Here is a 20,133-nt window from a genome sequence, read left to right on the forward strand (position 1 = left end):
GCTCAGCGCCGCGCGATCACCGCGCAGGCGGTGCGCGGGCCGGAGTTGCCGGCCGGCTGGGTGGTGAAATCGTCGCGGTCGCGGTGCACCACGAGCGCGCGGCCCACCACGTTGTTGGCGGCGCCTTCGGTCAGCGAGATCGTGTGCACGTCGACGCTGAAGCGCGCCACGCCGTTCGCATCGGCCACCAGGCTCGGCAATTCGCCGGCATGGCTGCCCGGTGCGCTGAACTTGCCGTGCGTGCCGCCGGCGGGGTTGAAGTGGCCGCCCGAGGCGTTGCCGTTGTCGCCGCAGTCGCCCTTTTCATGGATGTGGAAACCATGCTCGCTGCCCGGTGCGAAGCCGCGCACCTCGCCGGCCACGCGCACGCCATGGTCCAGCGCGGTGAAGGTCACCGTGCCGCGCGTCGGGTTGGGCGAGATCGCCGCGGTGGGCATCAGTTCGGCAGCGGCTTTCGGCTTGCCGCCCATCATGCTGCCGCAGGCCGAAAGCAGGGCGCTGGCGAGAAGGGCGGTGCCGGTGGCGGCGAGAAGGCGATGGTTCATGGTTTTTCCTTGGACGGTCCGGAGGATTGTTGGGGAAGGGAAGAAGAGGAAGGAGATTTGTCCGGAGACCCCGGAACATATACCGGAGCCGGCGGCATCCCGCAATCGGCCGCCGCCCCGGCCGCTGCCTGACGTTCCTGTTCCTCCTGCCGCTCCTGGGCCACCAGCGCAACCAGCCGGGCCAGGGCCGCGTCGTGGATCGAGTGGCGGCGCAGCTCCAGCAGGGTCTGGCGCGCATAGTCGAGCGAGCTGCCGTAGCGGCCGACGGCATGCGTGAAGATGTGGCGGTAGCGCTCGTCGCTGAGCTCGCCGGTGAAGTTGGGGCTGCGCCTGGAAAGCGTGAAGGCGAGCGCACGCACGGGGCCTTCGGGCGTGGTGCACTTGAGCCACCTGGGGTCGTACACGCCGGTGGGCATTTCGCGCAGCCAGAGCCTGCGAAGCGTGTCGAGCCCGTGCGCCGACGGCACCCGGAACACCATGCCGCGGCAGCTGCCGCCCGACAGCAGGCCGAAAACGAGGCCGGGTGTCTGGACGCTGCCGCGGTTGATGCGGCTCCACATCTTGAGTGCGCGATGCCAGCCGTGCACCCCGGCGGGCCGGCGCTCCGCAAAATCGAACTCGGGGCGCCAGATCAGCGAGCCATAGCCGAAGAGCCACAGGTCGTCGCGCCCGCCCCAGTCGGCAATGGCCTGCTCGAGCATGGGCTGCGGGTCGCGCAGCGGCCTGGGCAGCGGGTCCAGGCCCGGCGGTCCGGGATCGGGTGCGGGGCCGGAGGGGCCGCCGCCTACAATTTCGCGATCATGGTTCACCGCACCATTATTTACCGACCTCTTTCCTCCTACGGAGTACGACCCCCCATGAGCGACGACGACAGCCAGCAAAACTTCATCCTCGGATTTCTCCTGGCATTGATCGCGCTGGTGATCTTCTTCGTGTTGGGCATCGTGTTCTGGCACAAGAGCCATGGCGCGGCGCCGGCTGCCATGCCTGCTGTCGCCGTGGCTGCGGTGGCCGCAGGGCCGGCCACCAACACCACGGTGGCCGAAGTGACCGAGACGGTGACGGTCGTCATTCCCGACGGGGCCAGCATCCGCGTGGCCGATGGCGTGGTGAACTTCTATTTCGCCACCGGCAGCGCCGACCTGGCGCCCGGCGCGGCCGAGGCGCTGGCCGCCGTCATCAAGGGCGTGGAGAGCGGCCGCAAGGCCGTGGTGTCGGGCTTCCATGACACCACGGGCGATGCGGCCATCAACGAGCAGCTCGCGAAGAAACGCGCCGAAACAGTCCGTGACGTGCTGGTGGGCCTGGGCGTGCCGGCCGACAAGGTCGCCCTGCAGCGGCCGGCCATTACCGTGGGCTCGGGCAACGACGCCCAGGCGCGGCGCGTGGAAGTCAAGCTGGTCGACTGAGCCGGCAGCGGGCCGGACCGAATCCGCCAATCCGTATTGCCGGGGTGCGGATTTCCATCAGCCTCGGTCGCAGGGTCTTGGTACCATTGACTTCCACGTCGAAGGTCGCACAAGCGACAGTGGCCAGATGCCGGCAGCGCGACCGAAACCATCCCCATGAGCACACATCCCACCGTCCTTGACGTCACCGATCGCATTCGCGAGCGCAGCCGGAGGCCGCGCAGCGCGTATCTCCAGCGGCTGGCGGAAATCCGCAACCGCGACCGGGGCTCCGACCGCATGGGCTGCGCCAACGTCGCGCACGCCGTGGCCGGCATTCCCGCCAACGACAAGTTCAAGGTGGTGACGGAGCGCGCGCCCAACATCGGCATCGTCACCGCCTACAACGACATGCTCTCGGCCCACGCGCCGTACCAGGGCTATCCCGACATCATCAAGCACGAGGCGCGCAGCCTCGGTGCCACCGCGCAGGTGGCCGGCGGCGTACCCGCCATGTGCGACGGCGTCACCCAGGGCACGCCCGGCATGGAACTGAGCCTGTTCAGCCGCGACGTGATCGCCATGGGCACCGCGATCGCGCTCACGCACGACATGTTCGACGGCGCGCTGCTGCTGGGCGTGTGCGACAAGATCGTGCCGGGCCTTTTGATCGGCGCGCTGCATTTCGGGCACCTGCCCACGGTGTTCGTGCCGGCCGGCCCCATGCCCTCGGGCCTGTCGAACGGCGAGAAGTCGAAGGTGCGCGAGCAGGCGGCGCAAGGCCTCGTTGGCCGGCAGGGCCTGCTCGACGCCGAGATGGCGGCCTACCACACCATGGGCACCTGCACGTTCTACGGCACGGCCAACAGCAACCAGATGCTGCTCGAGGCCATGGGCCTGCACGTGCCGGGCACCGCCTTCATCCAACCCGGCGACGCGATGCGCGAGACGCTCACGCGCGAGGCCGTCCGCACGGTGCTGGGCCGTGCGGGCGAGGCGAAATTCAGTTGCCCTCCCATCGGCGAAATGGTCGACGAGCGCTGCATCGTCAATGCCATGGTGGCGCTGCTGGCCACCGGCGGCTCCACCAACCACCTGATCCACTGGGTGGCCGTGGCGCGCTCGGCTGGCATCGTGATCGACTGGGACGACTTCTCCCGGCTCTCCGACGTGATTCCGCTGCTGACGCGCGTCTATCCCAACGGCAGCGCCGACGTGAACGCGTTCCAGGCCGCGGGCGGCCCGGGCTTCGTGATCGGCGAGCTGCTCGACGCCGGCCTGATGCACGCCGACGTGCTGACCGTGCGGGCCGGCGGCATCCGCGAGTTCGCGAACATCCCGTCCCTTTCGGACGACAGCCGCCTGGCCTGGACTTCCGCCGCGCCTTCCAAGGATGAAGCCATCGCGCGGCCCGTGGAGAATCCCTTCAGCGCCACCGGCGGCCTGAAGCTGCTGAGCGGCAACCTGGGGCGCAGCGTGATCAAGGTGTCCTCGGTGCCCGACGACCGCCATGTGATCGAAGCGCCGGCGCGCGTCTTCGATTCGCAGGCCGCGCTGCACCAGGCCTTCACCGCCGGCGAGCTGGAGCGCGACGTGGTGTGCGTGGTGCGCTGGCAGGGACCGCAGGCCAATGGCATGCCCGAGCTGCACAAGCTCACGCCGCCGCTGTCGGTGCTGCAGGGCAAGGGTTTTCGCGTCGCGCTGGTTACCGACGGCCGCATGAGCGGCGCCTCGGGCAAGATCCCGGCCGCCATCCATGTTTCTCCGGAAGCCGCCGCGGGCGGCCCGCTCGCCAAGGTGCGCGATGGCGACGTCGTGCGGCTGGACGCCGTGGCGGGCACACTGGCGGTGCTGGTGCCCGACGACGAATGGGCCGAGCGCGAGATCGCGAAGCTGCCCGAGGCCAAGCGCATCGACGACGGCCACGGCCTGGGCCGTGAGCTGTTCGCGGGCATGCGGCGCAACGCACTGACGGCGGAAGAGGGCGCATGCTCGTGGCTGTGAACATTGGAGCAATGAAATGACAGACAAACTCACCGCACTCGACGTCATGCGCGATGCACCGGTCATTCCGGTGATCGTGCTGCACGACGTGAAACATGCCATTCCACTGGCGCGCGCGCTGGTGGCTGGCGGCATCCGCATGCTCGAGGTCACCCTGCGCACGCCGCAAGCGCTCGAATGCATCGAGGCCATTGCCAGGGACGTGCCCGAGGCCGTGGCCGGCGCGGGCACCATCCGCAGCGCGGCCGATGCGCAGGCCTCGGCGCTGGCCGGCGCGAAGTTCGGCGTGAGCCCGGGCTATACGCGCGCGGTCGGCAAGGCCTGCCACGACCTCGGCCTGCCGCTCCTGCCCGGCGTTGCCACCGGCAGCGAGATCATGACGGCGCAGGAAGACGGCTACACCGAACTCAAGTTCTTTCCCGCACTGCAGGCGGGCGGCATCCCCATGCTGAAGGCGTGGCAGGGCCCGTTCGGCGACGTGACGTTCTGCCCGACTGGTGGCATCCATGCCGACAACGCGGCCGAGTTCCTGGCGCTCTCGAACGTGGCCTGCGTGGGTGGCTCGTGGATCGTGCCGGCCGACGCCATCCGCAACGGCGACTGGGCGCGCATCGAGCAGCTCGCACGCGCGGCGAGCCAGCTCGCACGCTGATCCGGCCATGCGTGCGGATTTCGACGCCAGTGACCTGAAGGTCATTGCCTTCGACGTTTTCGGCACCGTGGTCGACTGGCACAGCGGCATCGCCGCCGAGGCCGAGCGCGCATTGCCGGGTGTCGACGGCGCCGCTTTCGCGCTGGCCTGGCGTGCGGGCTACCAGCCTGCCATGAAATCCGTGATGGAGCGCATCGCGGCGGGCGAAGGCGGCTTCACGCTGCTCGACGAGCTGCACCTGAGCATGCTCGAACAGGTGCTCCACGACTTCAGCCTGGCTGACCGGCTCGATGCCGCCGCCAAGCGCGACCTGAGCCGCGCCTGGCACCGCCTGCCCGCGTGGCCCGATGCGGTGGAGGGGCTCACGCGCCTCAAGAAAAAATTCACCATCTGCACGCTCTCCAACGGCAACATCGGCCTCCTGACCGAAATGGCCAAGCGCGCCGGCCTGCCCTGGGACTGCGTGCTGTCGGCCGAGGTGTTCAAGGCCTACAAGCCCGATCCGCGCACCTACCTTGGCGTGGCGGGCGTGTTCGATGCGACGCCGGGGCAAGTGATGCTCGCGGCGGCGCACCACGACGACCTGGCGGCGGCGCGCACCTGCGGCCTCAAGACCGCCTACATCGAGCGGCCCCATGAATTCGGCCGCGCCCAGCCGAAGGATGTTTCGCCGAACCCGGACAACAACGTGCACGCGCACGACATCAGGCAGCTGGCCGACCTGCTGGGCTGCTGAACCATCGGCACCCATCGGCATCTGCGCGCGCGGCGCCATCACCTTGCCCTGGCTGCGCTGAAGGATTTTGCGGACTTGATCATCCCCCGCATCATCTGCGTGAGCGGGAATTCCACGAACCGGTAGACCATGTGCGAAGCCCAGATCGACGCGATACAGATCGCAACGGAAATGGCAAGGATCTGAGGTGTCGACGTGAAGCCCAGCAGTTTGACCGTGAGAGGGATGCCAACCAGGATGAACGGGTGAAACAGGTACAGCGAGTAGGAACTGTCCCCGATGGCCAGGATCACGCGCAGCCTGGCCCAGAACGGTCCGAGCGATATCAACCCGAAGAAAATCATTGCGGAGGGAATTGCCAGTGCAAATCCCCGGAGTTCGCTGCTGCCAAGGCCTTCGGAAATTGCCAGGTGCGCAAGAAATGCCCCGGCGGCCAGCAAGACGATGGACACCGGCGTGCTCTGCCGGATCAGCCCTTTCTTGAACGCGACGCCAATGGCCACGCCGAATGCGAACTCAAGGAGCAAGGAAAAATTCATGACCTTGTAGTCGATGCCGGAAAGCAATCCAATGAACGATGCGGCGGCCAATACCAGGCACGCGAGATAGGCGTTCTTCGGTTTTGCGGTCGGCAGTGCGACCAGCGCCCACAGCCCGTAGAAAATGATTTCATAGGTGAGCGTCCATCCGTTGTTGACCAGGTACGGGGCGGATGTGGGCCACAGGAAGAACGACGCGGCAATGTCGGTCGGCTCCTGGGCATTGCTGTTGATCAGCTTCGGCGCAAGCATGAAGACCATCAGGGCCAGCAAGGACAACCCCCAATAAAGGGGAAACACCCGGATGATCCGTTTCTCCATGAATTCCACGTGCGTCATGGTCTTGTTGGCCGTGACAAAGTAGATGATGAAGCCGCTGATCATGAAGAAGATATCGACCCCGATGATCCCGAAATCGAACAGCGGAATGGCGCCGCCGGAAAGCGCATGGGCTTTCTGCGCCGCGTGATGAATCACGACCAGCAGCGCGGCAATGCCTCTTCCTGCCTGAATGGATTCGACGTACTGTGGCTGGTCCACCGCAATGGATTGGGATTTCACGAAATTCGATCCTGACGGGTGGAGCGGACAAGGAGCGGGTTGCTCGAAATGGCGGCGGCCTGCCTGCGCCGCAGCAGCCTTTTTTCGGCCAGCTCGGTTTTCTGCGCCAGCGCCATGGCCGAAAAGACGAGCGGACTCACGATGGCGAAGTGGCGGGCAAACGAGCCGAAGTCGGGCTCGAACACCCCCTCGATGATGAGGAAGGACAACGGCGCAAGGGCCACCTTGGCAGCCTGGATCAGGTTCTTGTTGTTCGACTTCGCGCCCTCGACGACAACCTTCACCATCCATATGAAGGTGAAAGGCATGATCGAGATGAATGCCAGTTGGCTGACCGAGCCAAAGCGCAGGAGCTCGAGCGGAAAAGCCAGGCGGAAGAATGTGATCGTGGCGTTGAGCGCCTGCAGCAGGGCATTGTCGGAGGCGATGACCGCCTCGATGACGGTCCGCGATCCTTCGGCGCCGACTTCCCGGTTTTCGTTGACCGTTGCGCGCGCAAAGTCCAGGGTGACGCCAAGTGCGATCTGGAAGGTCAGCGCGAGCGCGATGTAGACCACGACGATGATGACCAGGAGCCTGAATACGGTGAGTTGCTTTCTTATCAGCCGCAGCCCGAGCCAGACCGCGCTGACCAGCAGCCAGTACTTTCTGACCACCCAGCCGTAGATCGTCGACGACAGGAACCACGTCAGCCCGAACCCGCTGTGCTGCGCCGCCATGACCGAGAGCAGCACCACGCAGGCCGACAGCATGTCCTTCGAAAGCACCGAAAGGAAAATGGCCCTGATGAATCCCCATCCGAGCGAAGCGAAAAATACGCCAAGGGGAATTCGGCTGAATTGGAGTATGGGTATGACGGTCAGCGTGACGCTCAGAAAAGCGCCGGCAATGGGCGCCGTCTTGGCGCTGAGCCCGGCCGACTCCAGCAGGAATGCGCTGCAGGCGTAGGAGTTTCTTTCCTCGATCGTGGTGGAAGTGAGCTGGCACAAATCGGCGCCGAAGAAGCTCAATAGCGTTTCTTCGTCCGGAAAATTCTGGGCTGCCGTGTCGTGGTAAAGAAACGGAATGACGCCGACGATCAGGGCGGAAAAGAAAAAGATGATCAGCGATATGGCCGGATCAACAGGCTTGCCGCGTATGCTCAGAATCGTCAATTTTCATTCCGCTTGGAAGGAAGCGCCCATGTAGAAGATAGTTCAAGGAGTAAGGAGCATTCGGCGCCGCGTCCGAATGGACGATCTTGCTGAACTGTGAAGCTCTTTGATCGCGATTCCGGGTATCAGAATGTGATGCGTCCTGCATCAGCACTACCCCTTGAAAATACCAGCAAAGAATATGCCGATCGCCTTTAAAAGGTGATCATTTGTATCCTCAATTCAGCGGCCGTGAAGCGCTGACGGCGGCGCCGGGCGCCGGCGCCGCGGCGGCCCGGCTAGGAGGCGCGCAGGGCGTCCGAACCGGCGGGGCTGCCGTCGCCGGAAGCCTTTGCCTTGTCTTGAATGAGCTCGATCTTGTAGCCGTCGGGATCGGTCACGAAGGCGATCACGGTGGTGCCGCCTTTCACGGGGCCGGCTTCGCGCGTGACGTTGCCGCCGGCGGCCTTGATCTTTTCGCAAGCCGCGTAGGCGTCGGGCACGCCGAGCGCGATGTGGCCGTAGGCCGTGCCGAGCTCGTAGCTTTCGGTGCCCCAGTTGTAGGTGAGCTCGATCTCGGCCTGGCCGGGGTTGCCGCCACTGTAGCCGACGAAGGCGAGGCTGTATTTGTACTCGGGGTTCTCCGACGTGCGCAGCAGGCTCATGCCAAGCACCTGGGTGTAGAAGTCGATCGAACGCTGGAGGTTGCCGACGCGCAGCATGGTGTGGAGGAGTCGCATCTCGTGGGATCTCTGTTGTTGCGGGGGAAGGATTCCATTGTCGGCGCTAGGCGAGCGCGAGCAAGTGCGCCTCGTGCTTGCGCAGGAATTCGCGCAGGTGCTGCGCATACTCCGGCACCACTGCGCTGCGCACGCTCGGCCGCGACGCCAGCGCCTTGCGCCATGCATTCACCTTGGGCAGGGCATCGAAGATGTGCGAATTGCTGATTTCGTCGAAGACCTCGAAGTAGCGAAAGATCGGCGCGAACACCGCGTCGACCAGGCTGAAGTTTTCGCCTGCAAAGTAGGGGCCGGCGCCCAGTGCAGCCTCGACGCGCTCGAACTTGGCGGCAAGGGCCAGGCGCTTCTGCTCGAACACTTCGGCGTCGCGCGTGGTTTCGTAGCCCCACAGGTCGCCCAGGATCGCCGAGCCGAACTCCATCCACGCGCGATGCTCGGCGCGGGTGAGCGGATCTTCGGGATGCAGGCGCGGGCCGGGCTGGGTCTCCTCGAGGTACTCGCAGATCACGTTGCTCTCGAACAGCACCGCCTCGCTGCCATCGGGGCGCTGAAGCCGCAGCAGCGGCACCTTGCCCAGCGGCGAGATGGCAACGAACCAGTCCGGCTTGTTCGCCAGGTCGATCACCACGCGCTCGAAGGGCACGTTCTTTTCGGCCAGCGCGATGGCGGCGCGCTGCACATAGGGGCACAGCAGGTGGCTGACGAGCGTGAGGGGCTTGGACATGGCGTTGGGCTCTCCGGAAAAGTTGAAAGTGGGACCGCGGCAATTCTTGCGGCCCCGAACAACCTTTTCCCGAAAAGCCCATTCGCCGAACGGGCGCCCTGTGCTATTTGGCGGTGTTCAGCCAGTGCGTGATGCGGCCGCCGTGCATCACGCCGATGCGGTCGGCCATGGCATGGGCCTCGGCCTCGTTGTGGGTGACCAGGATCGCGGTCTGCCCGGCGCGCCGGAGGATCCCGCGCACCTCGGCCGTGAGGCGCTCGCGCGTGCCGCCGTCGAGGTTCGAGAACGGCTCGTCGAGCAGCAGCAGTTCGGGCGAAGGTGCCAGTGCGCGGGCGAGCGCGATGCGCTGCTGCTGGCCGCCCGAGAGTTCATGCGGAAAGCGCTCGCCGGCATCGGCCAGGCCCACCAGCGCCAGCATCTCGGTCACGCGCGCCTGCTGCTGCGCGCGGCTCGAGCGGCGCAGGCCAAAGGCCACGTTCCGGCTGGCCGACAGGTGGGGAAACAGCGCGTATTCCTGGAACATCATGCCCACGCGCCGCTGCTCGGGCGGCAGGTGCACCTGGGTGGAGGAGAGCAGCACGTCGCCGAGCCGGATGGCGCCGGCGCGCAGCGGCTCGAAGCCCGCGATCGCCCGCAGCACTGTGGTCTTGCCGCAGCCCGAGGGGCCGAACAGGCAGGCGATCTCGCCGGCGCGCAGCGACAGTGAGAAGTCGTTGACCACGGCATGCAGGCCGCGCGGCGTTTCGTAGGCGAGCTGGATCGATTCGATGGAAAGAGGGGAACTCATTGTGTCTTTGCGGCTGGCGTGCCCAGTTGGTTGCGAGCCAGCAGCACCACCGGCAGCAGGCCGGCCGCCACGATGGCAAGCGCGGCAATCGCGCCTTCTTCGTAGGTGCCGCGGGCGGCCTCGGCATAGAGCCAGGTGGCCAGCGTGTCGAAATTGGCCGGCCGCAGCAGCAGCGTGGCCGGCAGTTCCTTCATTGCATCGACAAAGACCAGCAGCGCGCCCGTGGCAATGGCGGGCCGCAGCAGCGGCAGGTGCACGCGCCTGAGCGTGCCGCCGCTGGTTTCGCCCAGCAGCCGCGAGGCCTGCTCGATGGCGGGCGGAATGCGGGCGAGCCCGGCCTCGATGCCGCCGACCGGCATGGCGAGGAAGCGGATCGCGCAGGCCGCCACCAGCACGATGCCCGCGCCCATGAGCGGCAGGCCCTGCAGGCCGAGCATGCCGGCCAGCGCGGCATCGAACGCGAGCGCGGGCGTGAGCAGGCCGATGGCGAGCACCGTGCCCGGCAGCGCGTAGCCCAGCGTGGCCGCGCGCGCCTGCCACCGTGCGCGGTTCGGGCGCGATCCCTGGTTGCGTGTGGCCCACGCCACCACCAGCCCCGCGGCCACGGCCGCCACGGTGACGCCGGCGGCCAGCGTGACGGTGTTGCCGAGGCTTGCCAGCAGGCCTTGCGACACGCCGCCACCCTGGCGCAGCCGCTTGGCGCTTTCCCAGACCAGGTAGAGGGCGGGCGCCACGAAGCCGATCAGCACCGGCAACGACGCGGTGGCGGTGGCGAGCCAGGCGGCGCCGCCGTGCAGGCGCCGCGGCTGCATGGCGCGCATGCGCTGCGCCGAGCCGAAGCGCTGGCGCCGGCGCCCGTTGCGTTCGAGCCAGACCAGCGCGACCACCACGAACAGCATGGCGCAGGCGATCTGCGCCGCACCGGCCAGGTCGGAGCGCGTGATCCAGGTGGTGTAGACCGCCACCGTGAGCGTGTTCACGCCCAGGAATTCGGAGGCGCCGATGTCGTTGAGCGTTTCGAGCAGCGCCAGGCTCAGGCCCACCGCGAGCGCCGGCCGGGCCAGCGGCAGCGCCACGCGAAAGAAGGCGCCGCGCCGGCTTTCGCCCAGCGTGCGCGCCGCTTCCATCAGGTGCGCGGGCTGCGTCATGAACATGGCGCGCGCGGTCATGTAGACATAGGGGTAGAGCACGAAGCCGAGCACGAAGATCGCGCCCGGCATCGAGCGCAGGTCGGGCAGGCGGAACTGGCGCGGACTGTCGAAGCCCAGCGCCCAGCGGATCGCGCCCTGCACCGGGCCGATCGGATGCAGCAGGTCCAGGTAGGCAAAAGCGACGATGTAGGTCGGCATTGCGAGCGGCAGCAGCAGCGCCCAGTTCAGCACGCGGCGCCCCGGGAAATCGCAGGCCGTCACGAGCCATGCGCAGCCGGTGCCGATCAGCAGCACCAGCGTGCCCACACCCGCGAGCAGCAGGGCCGTGTTGAGCGCGGCCTGCGGCAGCACGTGCGCGAACAGCGGCCCCCAGTGCGCGACGCCCGAGCCGAAGGCGAGCCAGGCGAGCATGAGCACCGGCGCGAGCACGCCGATGGCGATGCTGAACGAGGCCCAGCGCCAGATCGGCCCCGCCGCCTGCAAACCGCCGAAGCTCATGCGAAACACAGGCCTTCCATTGCTCCCGTTCCTTCGGGAAACACCGTGGAACCGGCTCTGCCGGGCCACTGGTGTTGCCCCCGGTAGGGGGCGGGAGAAGCGACACGAAGTGCGCGAAGCCTGGGGGCGAGCAACATTACAAGTCGAAACCCACCTTGTCGACCAAGGCGCTGGCCTGCTTGCGGTACTTGGCAATCTCGGTGAGCGGCAGCGGATCGACCTTCAGTTCGCCGATGGTTTCTCCGATGATCGGATCGAGCGCTACGCCCTTGCGCACCGGATATTCGTAGTTGGCCTGCGCGTAGAGCGACTGCGCCGACTCCGACACCAGGAACTCGAGCAGCTTGACCGCGTTGGCGCGCTGCGGCGCATTTTTGGCCACGGCCGCGCCACTGATGTTGACGTGCGTGCCGCCCTTGGCGCCGGCAAAGGTCGGGCGGACCACCTTGATGGCGTCGCCCCACTTGCGCGCGTCGCTGCCTTCCTTGGCGCTCTTCATCTGGCCGACGTAGTAGGAGTTGGCCAGGCCGATGTCGCAGATGCCGCCCAGGATGTCGCGCGCCACGTCGCGGTCGCCGCCGGTGGCCTTGCGGGCCAGGTTGGCCTTGACGCCGCGCAGCCACTGCTCGGTCTTGGCCTCGCCGTCGTGCGCGATCATTGCCGCGATCAGCGCCGTGTTGTAGGGGTGCTGGCCCGCGCGGATGCAGACCTTGCCCTTCCACTTGGGGGTGGCCAGGTCTTCGTAGCGGAAGCTGGTGATCGGCTGGTCCCTGTCGGCGTAGAGCACGCGCGCGCGCAGCGAGAGTGCGAACCACTGGCCGTCGGCGCCGCGCAGGTTGGCGGGCACGGCCGATTCGAGCGCGGCCGATTTCACCGGCTGCGTCACGCCGCCGTCGACCAGGTCCATCAGGTTGCCGATGTCCACCGTCATCAGCACATCGGCCGGCGAGCGCGCGCCTTCGGCCTTGACCCGTTCGAGCAGGCCGTCCTTCACGAACACGGTGTTCACCTTGATCTTGCTCTGCGCGCTGAAGGCCGAGATCAGCGGCTGGATCAGCGCGGCTTCGCGCGTGGTGTAGAGCGTGAGCTCATCGTTGGCAGCGTGCGCTGGCAGGGCAGCGGCAGCCAGCCAGGCGGCGGTGACGCCGATCAGTGCGCGGGCGGCGCGGCCTTGGACGCCGGGGCGGTCGGTCATGAGGATCCTCCAGGTGCAGAGACGTGTTGTGGAAAGTCATCGCAACCGTGACGGTGACGATGAGAATCATTATCACTGCCCTTGGGGCGGTTTTTACGTCCTTGCACTTACATTGATTGCTAATCCACCCATCGGCAAACCTGCGCCAGCGGCGCGCGCGACGTGCGGAACCGGTTGGCCGGATGCGATGGATCCTCGTAGCCGAACGCGATGCCGCAGACCACCTGGCGATCGTCCGGAATGTCGAACCAGCGATGCAGGAACTTCGAACGCGAGGCCACGGCCGCCTGGGCGATGCTGGCGACGCCCAGGCTGCGCGCCGCCAGCATGAAGTTGTTGACATAGGCGCCGCAGTCGAGCGCGCCATAGGTGCCGAGCAGCGCCTCGGTGGTGACGAGGGCCACATGCGGCGCCCCGAAGAACCTGAAGTTCTCCTGAGCCTGCCGCTGCGAGGCCTCGCGGTCGCCGCGCGCCACGCCCACGCTTTCATACAGCTGGAAGCCGCATTCGCGGCGGCGCTCGCGGTAGACGCCGCGGTATTCCGCCGGCGGCGCAATGTCGAATGCGGCGTCGGCCGCGGCCTCGTCCGAATCGAAGGCCTGGCGCAGCCGTTCGGTGGCCGCGGCACTGGTCACGATCACCTGCCAGGGCTGCGAGTTGCACCACGAGGCGGTGCGCTGCGCCAGTTGCAGGATGGCATCGATTGTCTCGCGCGCAACGGGGTCGGCAAGGTAACCGCGGCAGCTGTACCGCTCGGCGAGCAGAGCCTTGAGGGCTGGCGCGAGCGCGGGGTCGTGGGGGATCGAGGAGGGCATGGGCTGCGGCCGATCGTTCAGCGCGGCGAGGGGGCCTCGAACACCAGGCAGGTGGTGGTGGCGTGCGCATACAGCGTGCCGTCGGGCCCCACGAGCCGCGCCTCGGCGGTGGCGAGCTGCCGGCCGCAATGGATCACCCTGCCCTCGGCGCGCACCCGCTGCACCTTGGGCGTGAGGCCCCTCACGTAGTTCACGCTCAGCTCGGCGGTGGTGTAGGCGCGCCCCGCCGGCATCATGGTGTGGACCGAGCAGCCCAGCGCCGAGTCGAGCAGGGTCGCGGCCCAGCCGCCGTGCACGGTGCCCAGCGGGTTCATGTGCTGCGCAAGCGGCGTGCCCTGGAACACGGCCCGGCCCGGGCCGACCTCCAGCAGGACGAAGTCGAGGGTCTTGGCGATGGCGGCATAGGGGATTTCGGCGCGCAGCATCGCTTGCATCATTTCCAGCCCGGTCTTGCCGGCGACCTGCTCCGGGCGTGCCAGGCCAGGCCCCGGCCCCGCGTCCAGGCGCTGGACGATCTCCGCCTCCTGCGCAATCCAGGCGTCGAGGGTGGCGTGCGGCTCGGTCATGAAAAATTCCTTGATAGTTGCATATACAATTATTGTAGCTACAATGAACGGCATGAACACCGCTCTGAAGCCTCCTCAGCTGAGGCCCCAAGGATGTACCAATTTCCGCCTGCGCCGGCTTTCCAGGTTGGCCTCGCGTCTCTATGACACGCATGTCGCGCCCAGCGGGCTCAAGACCACGCAGTATTCGCTGCTCTCGCACGTGCTGCATTTCGGGCCGTTGCGCCCGGTCGACCTGGCGCGCGAGATGAACGTCGACGCCTCCACGCTCACGCGCAATCTCAAGCCGCTGCTGGCCGCCGGCTTCCTGGTGCAGACGGAGGGGCCCGATGCGCGCAGCCGCATGCTGGCGATCACCGACCCAGGCCGCGACAAGCGAGCCGAGGCGCAGCGCCTGTGGCACGGCGCGCAGCTGGCGCTCAACGACATCCTGGGCACGGACCGCGTGCTGGCGCTGCATGCGCTGCTCGACGAGAGCCTGGAGTTGCTGCAGCGCGCCGGGCTGGGCGATGGACGGCCGGAAGACGAAACGGGAGCCGGTGATGAATGAGGCCTCTTTGCGGCGCCATGCGCTCTGGCTCGTGCTGCTGGCGGCCGCGGGCGCCTTCGCACTCACGATGGGGGTGCGCCAGACGATGGGCCTGTTCCTCTCGGCGCTCAACACCTCGACCGCGCTCGGCATCGGCAGCATCAGCCTGGCGTTCGCATTCGGGCAGCTCTGGTGGGGGCTCACGCAGCCCTTCGCGGGCGCCGTGGCCGACCGCATCGGCGCCGGGCGCGTGGTGTTCCTCGGCGTGCTGCTGGTCGCCATCGGCACCTTGATCACGCCGCTGATGACGAGCACGGCCGGCCTGATCTTCGCGATCGGCGTGCTCGCGGCCGGCGGCGCCGGCATGGCGGGCCCTTCGGTGCTGATGGCCGCGACCACGCGCCTGGTGCCGGCCGAAAAACGTGGCCTGGCCACCGGCATGGTCAATGCCGGCGGCTCCTTCGGACAGTTCGCGATGGCGCCGATCGCCGTCGGCCTGACGGCCGCCGTGGGCTGGGCCGGCGCGATGCAGTGGCTCGGCGTGCTGGTGCTGCTGGCGCTGCCGGCCGCGTGGGTGCTCAAGGGCAATTCGAATGCAATGGCCGCGGCATCGGCTGCCGCATCGGGCACGAAGCCGCTGAGTGCACGCCAGGCCATCGGCCAGGCGCTCGCGACGCCCAGCTACCGCTACCTGAGCCTGGGCTTCCTGGTCTGCGGCTTCCACGTCGCGTTCCTTGCCACGCACCTGCCCGGCGTCGTCGCGGCCTGCGGACTGCCGGCCGAGGTCGGCGGCTGGGCGCTCGCGATGATCGGGCTCTTCAACATCGTCGGCAGCCTTGCCATGGGTTGGGCCGTGGGACGCTGGCGCATGAAGTCGCTGCTGTCGCTGGTCTATGCCACGCGCGCCATCGCCGTGCTGGTGTTCCTGCTGGCGCCGAAGACGACCGCGGTCATGCTGGTGTTCGCCGCGGTGATGGGCGTGACCTTCCTGTCGACCGTGCCGCCGACCGCAGGCCTCGTCGCCAAGATGTTCGGGCCGGCCAACATGGCGATGCTGTTCGGCATCGTGATGCTGGCGCACCAGGTCGGCGGCTTCCTGGGCGCGTACCTGGGCGGCTACGTCTTCCAGGCCACGGGCAACTACGACATCGTCTGGTACGTCGACATCGCGCTCGCCGCGGGCGCGGCGCTGGTGCACCTGCCGATCCGCGAAGCGCGGCTGCCGCGTGCGAAGCTGGTGGCAGCATGAGCGCCGCGCCGGGCCGCCCCAAGCAAGCTCGCACCGCAGTGCGAAGCACGGAGGTACTCCAATGAGCGGGGGACTCGATCCGCGCACGCGCATGCTGCTCGAGGCACCGATCGTGCCGACGCTGCTGCGCCTGGCCGTTCCCAACGTGCTGGTGATGGTGGCCCAGGCCGCCGCGGGCCTGATCGAGACCTACTTCGTCGGCAAGCTGGGCACCGATGCGCTGGCCGGCATGGCACTGGTGTTTCCGATCGTCATGCTGATGCAGATGACCTCGGCCGGCGCCATGGGCGGCGGCATCGCCTCGGCCATCGCACGGGCGCTGGGCGCGCGCCGCCGTGCCGACGCGGACGCGCTGGTGTGGCATGCCATCGTCATCGCGCTCGGCTTCGGAGTGGTCTTCACGCTTGCCCTGTGGTTCGGCGGGCGCTGGCTCTACACGCTGATGGGCGGCACGGGCGCGGCGCTCGATGCGGCCATGGTGTATTCGAACTGGGTGTTCGCGGGCGCCGTGCTGGTCTGGCTCTTCAACTCGCTCGCCGCGGTGATCCGCGGCACCGGCAACATGGCGGTGCCGGCCAACGTCACCGTGATCGGCGTGCTGATGCTGGTGCCGCTGTCGCCGCTCTTGATCTTCGGCTGGGGCCCGATCCCCGGCATGGGCATCGCGGGCGGTGCGCTCGCGCTGCTGGTCTACTACGCCGCCGGCACGCTGGCGCTGTGGCTGTACCTGCGCTCGCCGCGCAGCCTGCTGCGGCCCGTGCTCGCGACGCTGCAGCTGCGCTGGCCGCTGTTCCGCGACATCCTGCGCGTCGGTGTGGTGGGCGCAGTGTCGACCGTCGCGACCAACCTCAGCATCGGCATTGCCACCGCGCTCTCGGGTCACTTCGGCGCCGGCGCGATCGCGGGCTACGGCACCGCCGCGCGGCTCGAATACCTGCTCGTTCCGCTCGTGTTCGGGCTCGGCGCGCCGCTGATCGCGATGGTGGGCACCTGCATGGGTGCGGGCCAGCGCGAACGCGCGCTGCGTGCGACCTGGGCCGGCGCGGCGCTGGCCTTTGTGCTCACCGAAGCCGTCGGGCTCGCCGCGGCGCTGTTCCCGCGGCCGTGGCTGCTGCTGTTCGGCAGCGACCCGGCCATGCTCGAGGCCGGGACGCAGTACCTGCACGTGGTGGGGCCGCTCTATGGCTTTTTCGGCGTGGGCCTGGTGCTGTACTTCGCCTCGCAGGGCGCAGGGCGCCTGCTGTGGCCGGTGCTCGGCAACATCGCGCGGCTCGCCGTGGCCGGCGTGGGCGGCTGGCTGGCCTTGCGCTGGGGCGGTGGGCTGGCCGGCGTGTTTGCGGCGCAGGGCGTGGCGCTGGTGGTGTACGGCATCGTCATCGCCTCGGCGATTGCAGGCGGCGCCTGGTTCGGTCGCGTGGGCTGGCCGCGCACGACCCGCGGCCTGCTGCGGCGCGTGGCGCAGGCGTGAGCCATGCGCCCGCCTGTGCGGCGGCGGTCGCTGCACAGGCCGGGACGCCCGATCAGTAGCGGTAGGGGTTCTCGGGCCGGCGGTCGTAGCGGTTGGGCACGCCGTCGCCGTCGTAGTCCCTGCGGCCGTAGCGGCGCTCTTCCCAGTGGCGATGCCGGCGCTCGTAGCGGTCGCGTCCGTGGTAGTAGCCGGGGCCGTAGTAGTGATGCCGCGGGGGCGGCGGCGCGTAATAGTGGTGGCGCGGCGGAGGCGGTGCGGGCACCACGTAGACCTGGGCCTGGATGAAGCGGCCGCCGGTCTGTGCCTGTGCCGGGGCGGTGAGTGCAGCCAGCGACAGCAGGGCCGCGGCGCCGATGGCGAATGTGAGCTTTTTCATGGCAACTCCAATGGAGTGGTTGGAAGCCCTATCGTCGTAGCCCCATGTGAACGCTTTGTAAGGCTGGAGCGAAATCGGATGAAGAGCTGTAAGCCGCTGCGCGGCCATTGCGCGATTCTGCGCGGCCCTTTCGCGATCCGGAATCGGCCGAACGGACGTCAGCCGCGTGGCGCAGGCAGCATCCGCCGCAGCGCCTCGAAGAACAGATCCGACTGCTCGCGTTCGCCCTGGATCTGCGCTGCCACATGCGCGGCCATCTTGGCGTCCACCGGGACCAGCGGGCGCCCGGTCGATTGTGCAATCACCTGGTGCAGGCTCGCGCGCTCCAGGTAGTAGAGATCGTCGTAGGCATGCGCAATGCAGGCGCCCGCCACGATCACGCCGTGGTTCGCAAGAAAGGCAATGTCCTTGCCCGCCATGGCGCGCGCGATGCGCTCGCCCTCGGCATCGTCGAGCGCGAGGCCGTTGTAGACAGCGTCGATGGCGATGCGGTTCATGTAGCGCATCGCGTTCTGGCTCAGCGTGGGATCGAGCGCGCGCTCGGCCGTGAGCGTGAGCGCGGTGGCGTAGGGCATGTGGCAATGCAGCACGACCGCGTGGCCCGTGATGCGGTGCACTGCGCCATGGATGAAGAGGGCGGTCGGCTCCACCCTGTGGCGCCCGGCCAGCACTTCGCCGTGCACGTCGATCAGCACGATGTCGTCGGCACCGATCTCGCTCCAGTGCAGGCCGCGCGGATTGATCAGGTAGCGGTCCTGCGCGCCCGGCAGCAGCACGCTGAAATGGTTGCAGACCCCTTCGGACAAGCCGTGGTGGGCGGCTGCGCGCAGCGCGAGCGCAAGGTCTTCGCGCAGCTTGCGCACGGCGGGGCTGGCGTAATCTGAATCGGCGGGCATCGACGCTCCCTTGTGGACGTTGGAAAGAAGATTTTCAGATGGCGGCCGCGCCCGTGAAGGCCGCGACGAATCTCTGCGCATCGGCACGCACGGCAAAAGCCTGCTTGCCCGGCTTGTAGAGCGCGGAGCCGATGCCAAAGCCGGCTGCGCCGGCCGCGCGCCATTCGGCCATGTTGGCGGGCGTGATGCCGCCCACGGGCATCAGCGGCGTGCCTTGGGGCAGCACCGCGAGCAGGGCCTTCACCACCGCGGGCGATGCGAGCTCGGCCGGAAACAGCTTGAGCCCGGTCGCGCCCGCGGCCAGCGCGCCGAAGGCTTCGGTCGGCGTCATCACGCCGGGCAGGCAGACCATGCCGAGCCGCACGGCTTCGGCGATCACCTCGGCATTGCAGTTGGGCGAAACGACCAGCTCGCCGCCGGCCGAATGCACATAGCGCACCTGCTGCACGTCGAGCACCGTGCCGGCGCCCACCAGGGCCTGCGGAAAGCGCGTGCGCATCAGCGTGATGCTGGCGTATGGCTTGGGCGAATTGAGCGGCACCTCGAGCAGCCGGAAGCCCGATTCGACGATGGCATCGCCCACGTCGGCGGCCTCGGCAGGCGTGAGTCCGCGCAGGATGGCGACCAGCGGCAGCTCGCGCATCGCGGCTTCGAATTTTTCTTGGGGCGTGGTCATGGCGGATTTCTGTCTGCTTCGAGAAAGCCGGACAGCGCATGCAGCCCGGCCCAGGTGGCTTCGGCGCCGAGCGTGCGGGTGGCGATACCGGTGGCGCTCAGCGCGAGCGTGTAGCGCTGTGTCAGTGCGGGGGAGCCGATCAGCACCACCTCGCCGAAGGCATGCAGCGACTGCGTGCGCAACTCCTCGCCAATCAGGAGGCCCGAGAGATAGCTGGCGAGTTCCTGCGTGGGCATGCGTTCGAACAGCGCCAGCGTGCGCGCACCGAACGCGTTGTGCAGCAGGCCCTGGCCGTTGTCGGCACGCGTGACGCCCTGCACGAAAGCGGCTTCGTCGAGCGGCGCATCGGCATCGAGCGTGCGCGCGAGGATCGAATGCCGGCTCAGCAGCGCATAGAACTCGCCGGTCATGAAGGTCCGAAAGCCCGTGACGCGGCCCTTCTTGACCGTGACCCACTTGTTGTGCGTGCCCGGCAGCACGAAGACGCCCTCGTCGACGTCCATCAGTGCCATGGCGCCGAAGATCTGCACCTCTTCGCCGCGCATGACATCGGGAACGCCGTCATGCTCGTCGCGAAGGCCCGGCACGATGGAGATGCGCGAGCCTGGCCGCACGTCGATGTCGATGATGCTGCGGCCCGCTTCGACGCGGCCGGCGGGGCAGGCGCAGTACGGCGCCTCGACCCAGCCCTGCTTGCTGCCGGCCATGCCGGAGATCAGGCAGCGTGCGCCGTCGAGGCGCATCCAGTCGCCGAACAAGGCTTCAAAAACCGCGGGGAACCCGCCTTGCGGCACCTTGAGGATGCCACGCGCATCGCTGCGCTCTTCGAGCACCTTGCCGCCGGCATCGAGCAGTGCGCCGCGCAGCGAGCTCGTGCCCCAATCGATGGCGACCAGTCTTGTCAT

At 67.9% G+C, this 20,133-nt stretch carries 22 protein-coding genes; 7 read left to right on the top strand and 15 right to left on the bottom strand.

Translation table 11 applies throughout. The features are described from left to right. Nucleotides 1-2: 2 nt before the first annotated feature. Together EJO66_RS21270 and EJO66_RS21275 are read right to left on the bottom strand one after the other, a co-directional pair. A complete protein-coding gene (locus EJO66_RS21270; RefSeq protein ID WP_124955956.1) occupies nt 3-545 on the bottom strand; it encodes a superoxide dismutase family protein in 543 nt (180 codons plus the stop codon). Next, nucleotides 542-1,276, bottom strand: a complete 735-nt coding sequence (locus tag EJO66_RS21275; protein WP_206168879.1) for a gamma-glutamylcyclotransferase — start codon at nt 1,274-1,276, stop codon at nt 542-544. The genes EJO66_RS21270 and EJO66_RS21275 overlap by 4 nt, the downstream gene beginning before the upstream one ends. Nucleotides 1,277-1,402: 126 nt before the next feature. Between EJO66_RS21275 and EJO66_RS21280 the strand changes: the two genes are divergently transcribed. The 4 genes from EJO66_RS21280 (at nt 1,403) to EJO66_RS21295 (ending at nt 5,325) form a co-directional block, all read left to right on the top strand. Next, nucleotides 1,403-1,954, top strand: coding sequence for an OmpA family protein (locus tag EJO66_RS21280; protein ID WP_125966030.1), 552 nt, complete (start codon nt 1,403-1,405; stop codon nt 1,952-1,954). A gap of 156 nt (nt 1,955-2,110) precedes the next feature. Further along, nucleotides 2,111-3,937, top strand: a complete 1,827-nt coding sequence (gene edd / locus EJO66_RS21285) for a phosphogluconate dehydratase (RefSeq protein ID WP_124955952.1) — start codon at nt 2,111-2,113, stop codon at nt 3,935-3,937. Between the two features lie 16 nt (nt 3,938-3,953). Next, nucleotides 3,954-4,589 carry a bifunctional 4-hydroxy-2-oxoglutarate aldolase/2-dehydro-3-deoxy-phosphogluconate aldolase gene (gene eda, locus EJO66_RS21290; RefSeq protein ID WP_021008370.1) on the top strand — a complete coding sequence of 212 codons (636 nt, stop codon included), beginning with the start codon at nt 3,954-3,956 and terminating at the stop codon, nt 4,587-4,589. 7 nt (nt 4,590-4,596) lie between these two features. Continuing rightward, nucleotides 4,597-5,325 carry a haloacid dehalogenase type II gene (locus EJO66_RS21295; RefSeq protein WP_125966031.1) on the top strand — a complete coding sequence of 243 codons (729 nt, stop codon included), beginning with the start codon at nt 4,597-4,599 and terminating at the stop codon, nt 5,323-5,325. Between the two features lie 38 nt (nt 5,326-5,363). Here EJO66_RS21295 and EJO66_RS21300 read toward each other — a convergent pair whose 3' ends face one another. The 9 genes from EJO66_RS21300 to EJO66_RS21340 all read right to left on the bottom strand — a co-directional run bounded on the left by EJO66_RS21300 (nt 5,364) and on the right by EJO66_RS21340 (nt 14,034). Further along, the gene (locus EJO66_RS21300) at nt 5,364-6,425 is read right to left on the bottom strand and encodes an acyltransferase family protein (protein ID WP_125966032.1); all 1,062 of its coding nucleotides are present in this window, start codon (nt 6,423-6,425) and stop codon (nt 5,364-5,366) included. After that, a complete protein-coding gene (locus tag EJO66_RS21305; RefSeq protein WP_124955946.1) occupies nt 6,422-7,579 on the bottom strand; it encodes a hypothetical protein in 1,158 nt (385 codons plus the stop codon). The genes EJO66_RS21300 and EJO66_RS21305 overlap by 4 nt, the downstream gene beginning before the upstream one ends. 278 nt (nt 7,580-7,857) lie before the next feature. Continuing rightward, a complete protein-coding gene (gene gloA, locus EJO66_RS21310; RefSeq protein ID WP_125966033.1) occupies nt 7,858-8,298 on the bottom strand; it encodes a lactoylglutathione lyase in 441 nt (146 codons plus the stop codon). 46 nt (nt 8,299-8,344) lie between these two features. After that, nucleotides 8,345-9,022: a glutathione S-transferase family protein gene (locus EJO66_RS21315; protein WP_124955942.1), complete on the bottom strand. Its 678-nt coding sequence runs from the start codon at nt 9,020-9,022 to the stop codon at nt 8,345-8,347. Between the two features lie 103 nt (nt 9,023-9,125). Then, nucleotides 9,126-9,809 carry an ABC transporter ATP-binding protein gene (locus EJO66_RS21320; protein ID WP_124955940.1) on the bottom strand — a complete coding sequence of 228 codons (684 nt, stop codon included), beginning with the start codon at nt 9,807-9,809 and terminating at the stop codon, nt 9,126-9,128. Next, nucleotides 9,806-11,458, bottom strand: a complete 1,653-nt coding sequence (locus tag EJO66_RS21325) for an ABC transporter permease (RefSeq protein WP_125966034.1) — start codon at nt 11,456-11,458, stop codon at nt 9,806-9,808. Before EJO66_RS21325 ends, EJO66_RS21320 begins: the two co-directional genes overlap by 4 nt. Nucleotides 11,459-11,594: 136 nt before the next feature. Beyond that, nucleotides 11,595-12,653 (bottom strand): Fe(3+) ABC transporter substrate-binding protein, encoded by a 1,059-nt coding sequence (locus EJO66_RS21330; RefSeq protein ID WP_124955936.1) that lies wholly within the window; start codon nt 12,651-12,653, stop codon nt 11,595-11,597. 119 nt (nt 12,654-12,772) lie between these two features. Then, a complete protein-coding gene (locus tag EJO66_RS21335; RefSeq protein ID WP_124955934.1) occupies nt 12,773-13,468 on the bottom strand; it encodes a nitroreductase in 696 nt (231 codons plus the stop codon). Between the two features lie 17 nt (nt 13,469-13,485). After that, entirely contained in the window at nt 13,486-14,034 is a 549-nt protein-coding gene (locus EJO66_RS21340) for a PaaI family thioesterase (RefSeq protein ID WP_124955932.1), read from the bottom strand. A gap of 52 nt (nt 14,035-14,086) precedes the next feature. Here EJO66_RS21340 and EJO66_RS21345 point away from each other — a divergent pair, with 52 nt between their 5' ends. The 3 genes from EJO66_RS21345 to EJO66_RS21355 all read left to right on the top strand — a co-directional run bounded on the left by EJO66_RS21345 (nt 14,087) and on the right by EJO66_RS21355 (nt 17,280). Beyond that, nucleotides 14,087-14,584, top strand: a complete 498-nt coding sequence (locus EJO66_RS21345) for a MarR family winged helix-turn-helix transcriptional regulator (RefSeq protein ID WP_124955931.1) — start codon at nt 14,087-14,089, stop codon at nt 14,582-14,584. Then, nucleotides 14,577-15,812 (top strand): MFS transporter, encoded by a 1,236-nt coding sequence (locus EJO66_RS21350; protein WP_125966035.1) that lies wholly within the window; start codon nt 14,577-14,579, stop codon nt 15,810-15,812. Before EJO66_RS21345 ends, EJO66_RS21350 begins: the two co-directional genes overlap by 8 nt. 61 nt (nt 15,813-15,873) lie before the next feature. Then, nucleotides 15,874-17,280 (top strand): MATE family efflux transporter, encoded by a 1,407-nt coding sequence (locus EJO66_RS21355; protein ID WP_125966036.1) that lies wholly within the window; start codon nt 15,874-15,876, stop codon nt 17,278-17,280. A 52-nt stretch (nt 17,281-17,332) separates the two neighbouring features. On the opposite strand, the gene EJO66_RS21360 is transcribed toward EJO66_RS21355, so the two are convergent. From EJO66_RS21360 to EJO66_RS21375, 4 genes are all read right to left on the bottom strand, one after another. After that, complete coding sequence (locus EJO66_RS21360; protein ID WP_124955925.1) at nt 17,333-17,656, bottom strand: hypothetical protein; 324 nt, start codon at nt 17,654-17,656, stop codon at nt 17,333-17,335. Between the two features lie 158 nt (nt 17,657-17,814). Beyond that, on the bottom strand, nt 17,815-18,552 hold the full coding sequence (locus tag EJO66_RS21365; protein WP_124955923.1) for an aldolase: 738 nt from the start codon (nt 18,550-18,552) through the stop codon (nt 17,815-17,817). A gap of 34 nt (nt 18,553-18,586) precedes the next feature. Then, complete coding sequence (locus EJO66_RS21370) at nt 18,587-19,228, bottom strand: 2-dehydro-3-deoxy-6-phosphogalactonate aldolase (RefSeq protein ID WP_125966037.1); 642 nt, start codon at nt 19,226-19,228, stop codon at nt 18,587-18,589. Next, a complete protein-coding gene (locus tag EJO66_RS21375) occupies nt 19,225-20,133 on the bottom strand; it encodes a 2-dehydro-3-deoxygalactonokinase (RefSeq protein ID WP_124955919.1) in 909 nt (302 codons plus the stop codon). Before EJO66_RS21375 ends, EJO66_RS21370 begins: the two co-directional genes overlap by 4 nt.

This window comes from Variovorax beijingensis, from assembly GCF_003951285.1.
GTDB lineage: Bacteria > Pseudomonadota > Gammaproteobacteria > Burkholderiales > Burkholderiaceae_C > Variovorax > Variovorax beijingensis.

What these genes read in the sequence shown, in the direction of transcription:
- EJO66_RS21295 (WP_125966031.1), top strand. Translation starts at nt 4,597, where the DNA reads ATGCGTGCGGATTTCGACGCCAGTGACCTGAAGGTCATTGCCTTCGAC.
- eda (WP_021008370.1), top strand. Translation starts at nt 3,954, where the DNA reads ATGACAGACAAACTCACCGCACTCGACGTCATGCGCGATGCACCGGTC.
- EJO66_RS21335 (WP_124955934.1), bottom strand. Translation starts at nt 13,468, where the DNA reads ATGCCCTCCTCGATCCCCCACGACCCCGCGCTCGCGCCAGCCCTCAAG.
- EJO66_RS21340 (WP_124955932.1), bottom strand. Translation starts at nt 14,034, where the DNA reads ATGACCGAGCCGCACGCCACCCTCGACGCCTGGATTGCGCAGGAGGCG.
- EJO66_RS21325 (WP_125966034.1), bottom strand. Translation starts at nt 11,458, where the DNA reads ATGAGCTTCGGCGGTTTGCAGGCGGCGGGGCCGATCTGGCGCTGGGCC.
- EJO66_RS21355 (WP_125966036.1), top strand. Translation starts at nt 15,874, where the DNA reads ATGAGCGGGGGACTCGATCCGCGCACGCGCATGCTGCTCGAGGCACCG.
- EJO66_RS21360 (WP_124955925.1), bottom strand. Translation starts at nt 17,656, where the DNA reads ATGAAAAAGCTCACATTCGCCATCGGCGCCGCGGCCCTGCTGTCGCTG.
- EJO66_RS21345 (WP_124955931.1), top strand. Translation starts at nt 14,087, where the DNA reads ATGAACACCGCTCTGAAGCCTCCTCAGCTGAGGCCCCAAGGATGTACC.
- gloA (WP_125966033.1), bottom strand. Translation starts at nt 8,298, where the DNA reads ATGCGACTCCTCCACACCATGCTGCGCGTCGGCAACCTCCAGCGTTCG.
- EJO66_RS21370 (WP_125966037.1), bottom strand. Translation starts at nt 19,228, where the DNA reads ATGACCACGCCCCAAGAAAAATTCGAAGCCGCGATGCGCGAGCTGCCG.
- EJO66_RS21270 (WP_124955956.1), bottom strand. Translation starts at nt 545, where the DNA reads ATGAACCATCGCCTTCTCGCCGCCACCGGCACCGCCCTTCTCGCCAGC.
- edd (WP_124955952.1), top strand. Translation starts at nt 2,111, where the DNA reads ATGAGCACACATCCCACCGTCCTTGACGTCACCGATCGCATTCGCGAG.
- EJO66_RS21365 (WP_124955923.1), bottom strand. Translation starts at nt 18,552, where the DNA reads ATGCCCGCCGATTCAGATTACGCCAGCCCCGCCGTGCGCAAGCTGCGC.
- EJO66_RS21375 (WP_124955919.1), bottom strand. Translation starts at nt 20,133, where the DNA reads ATGACAAGACTGGTCGCCATCGATTGGGGCACGAGCTCGCTGCGCGGC.
- EJO66_RS21350 (WP_125966035.1), top strand. Translation starts at nt 14,577, where the DNA reads ATGAATGAGGCCTCTTTGCGGCGCCATGCGCTCTGGCTCGTGCTGCTG.
- EJO66_RS21280 (WP_125966030.1), top strand. Translation starts at nt 1,403, where the DNA reads ATGAGCGACGACGACAGCCAGCAAAACTTCATCCTCGGATTTCTCCTG.
- EJO66_RS21315 (WP_124955942.1), bottom strand. Translation starts at nt 9,022, where the DNA reads ATGTCCAAGCCCCTCACGCTCGTCAGCCACCTGCTGTGCCCCTATGTG.
- EJO66_RS21330 (WP_124955936.1), bottom strand. Translation starts at nt 12,653, where the DNA reads ATGACCGACCGCCCCGGCGTCCAAGGCCGCGCCGCCCGCGCACTGATC.
- EJO66_RS21320 (WP_124955940.1), bottom strand. Translation starts at nt 9,809, where the DNA reads ATGAGTTCCCCTCTTTCCATCGAATCGATCCAGCTCGCCTACGAAACG.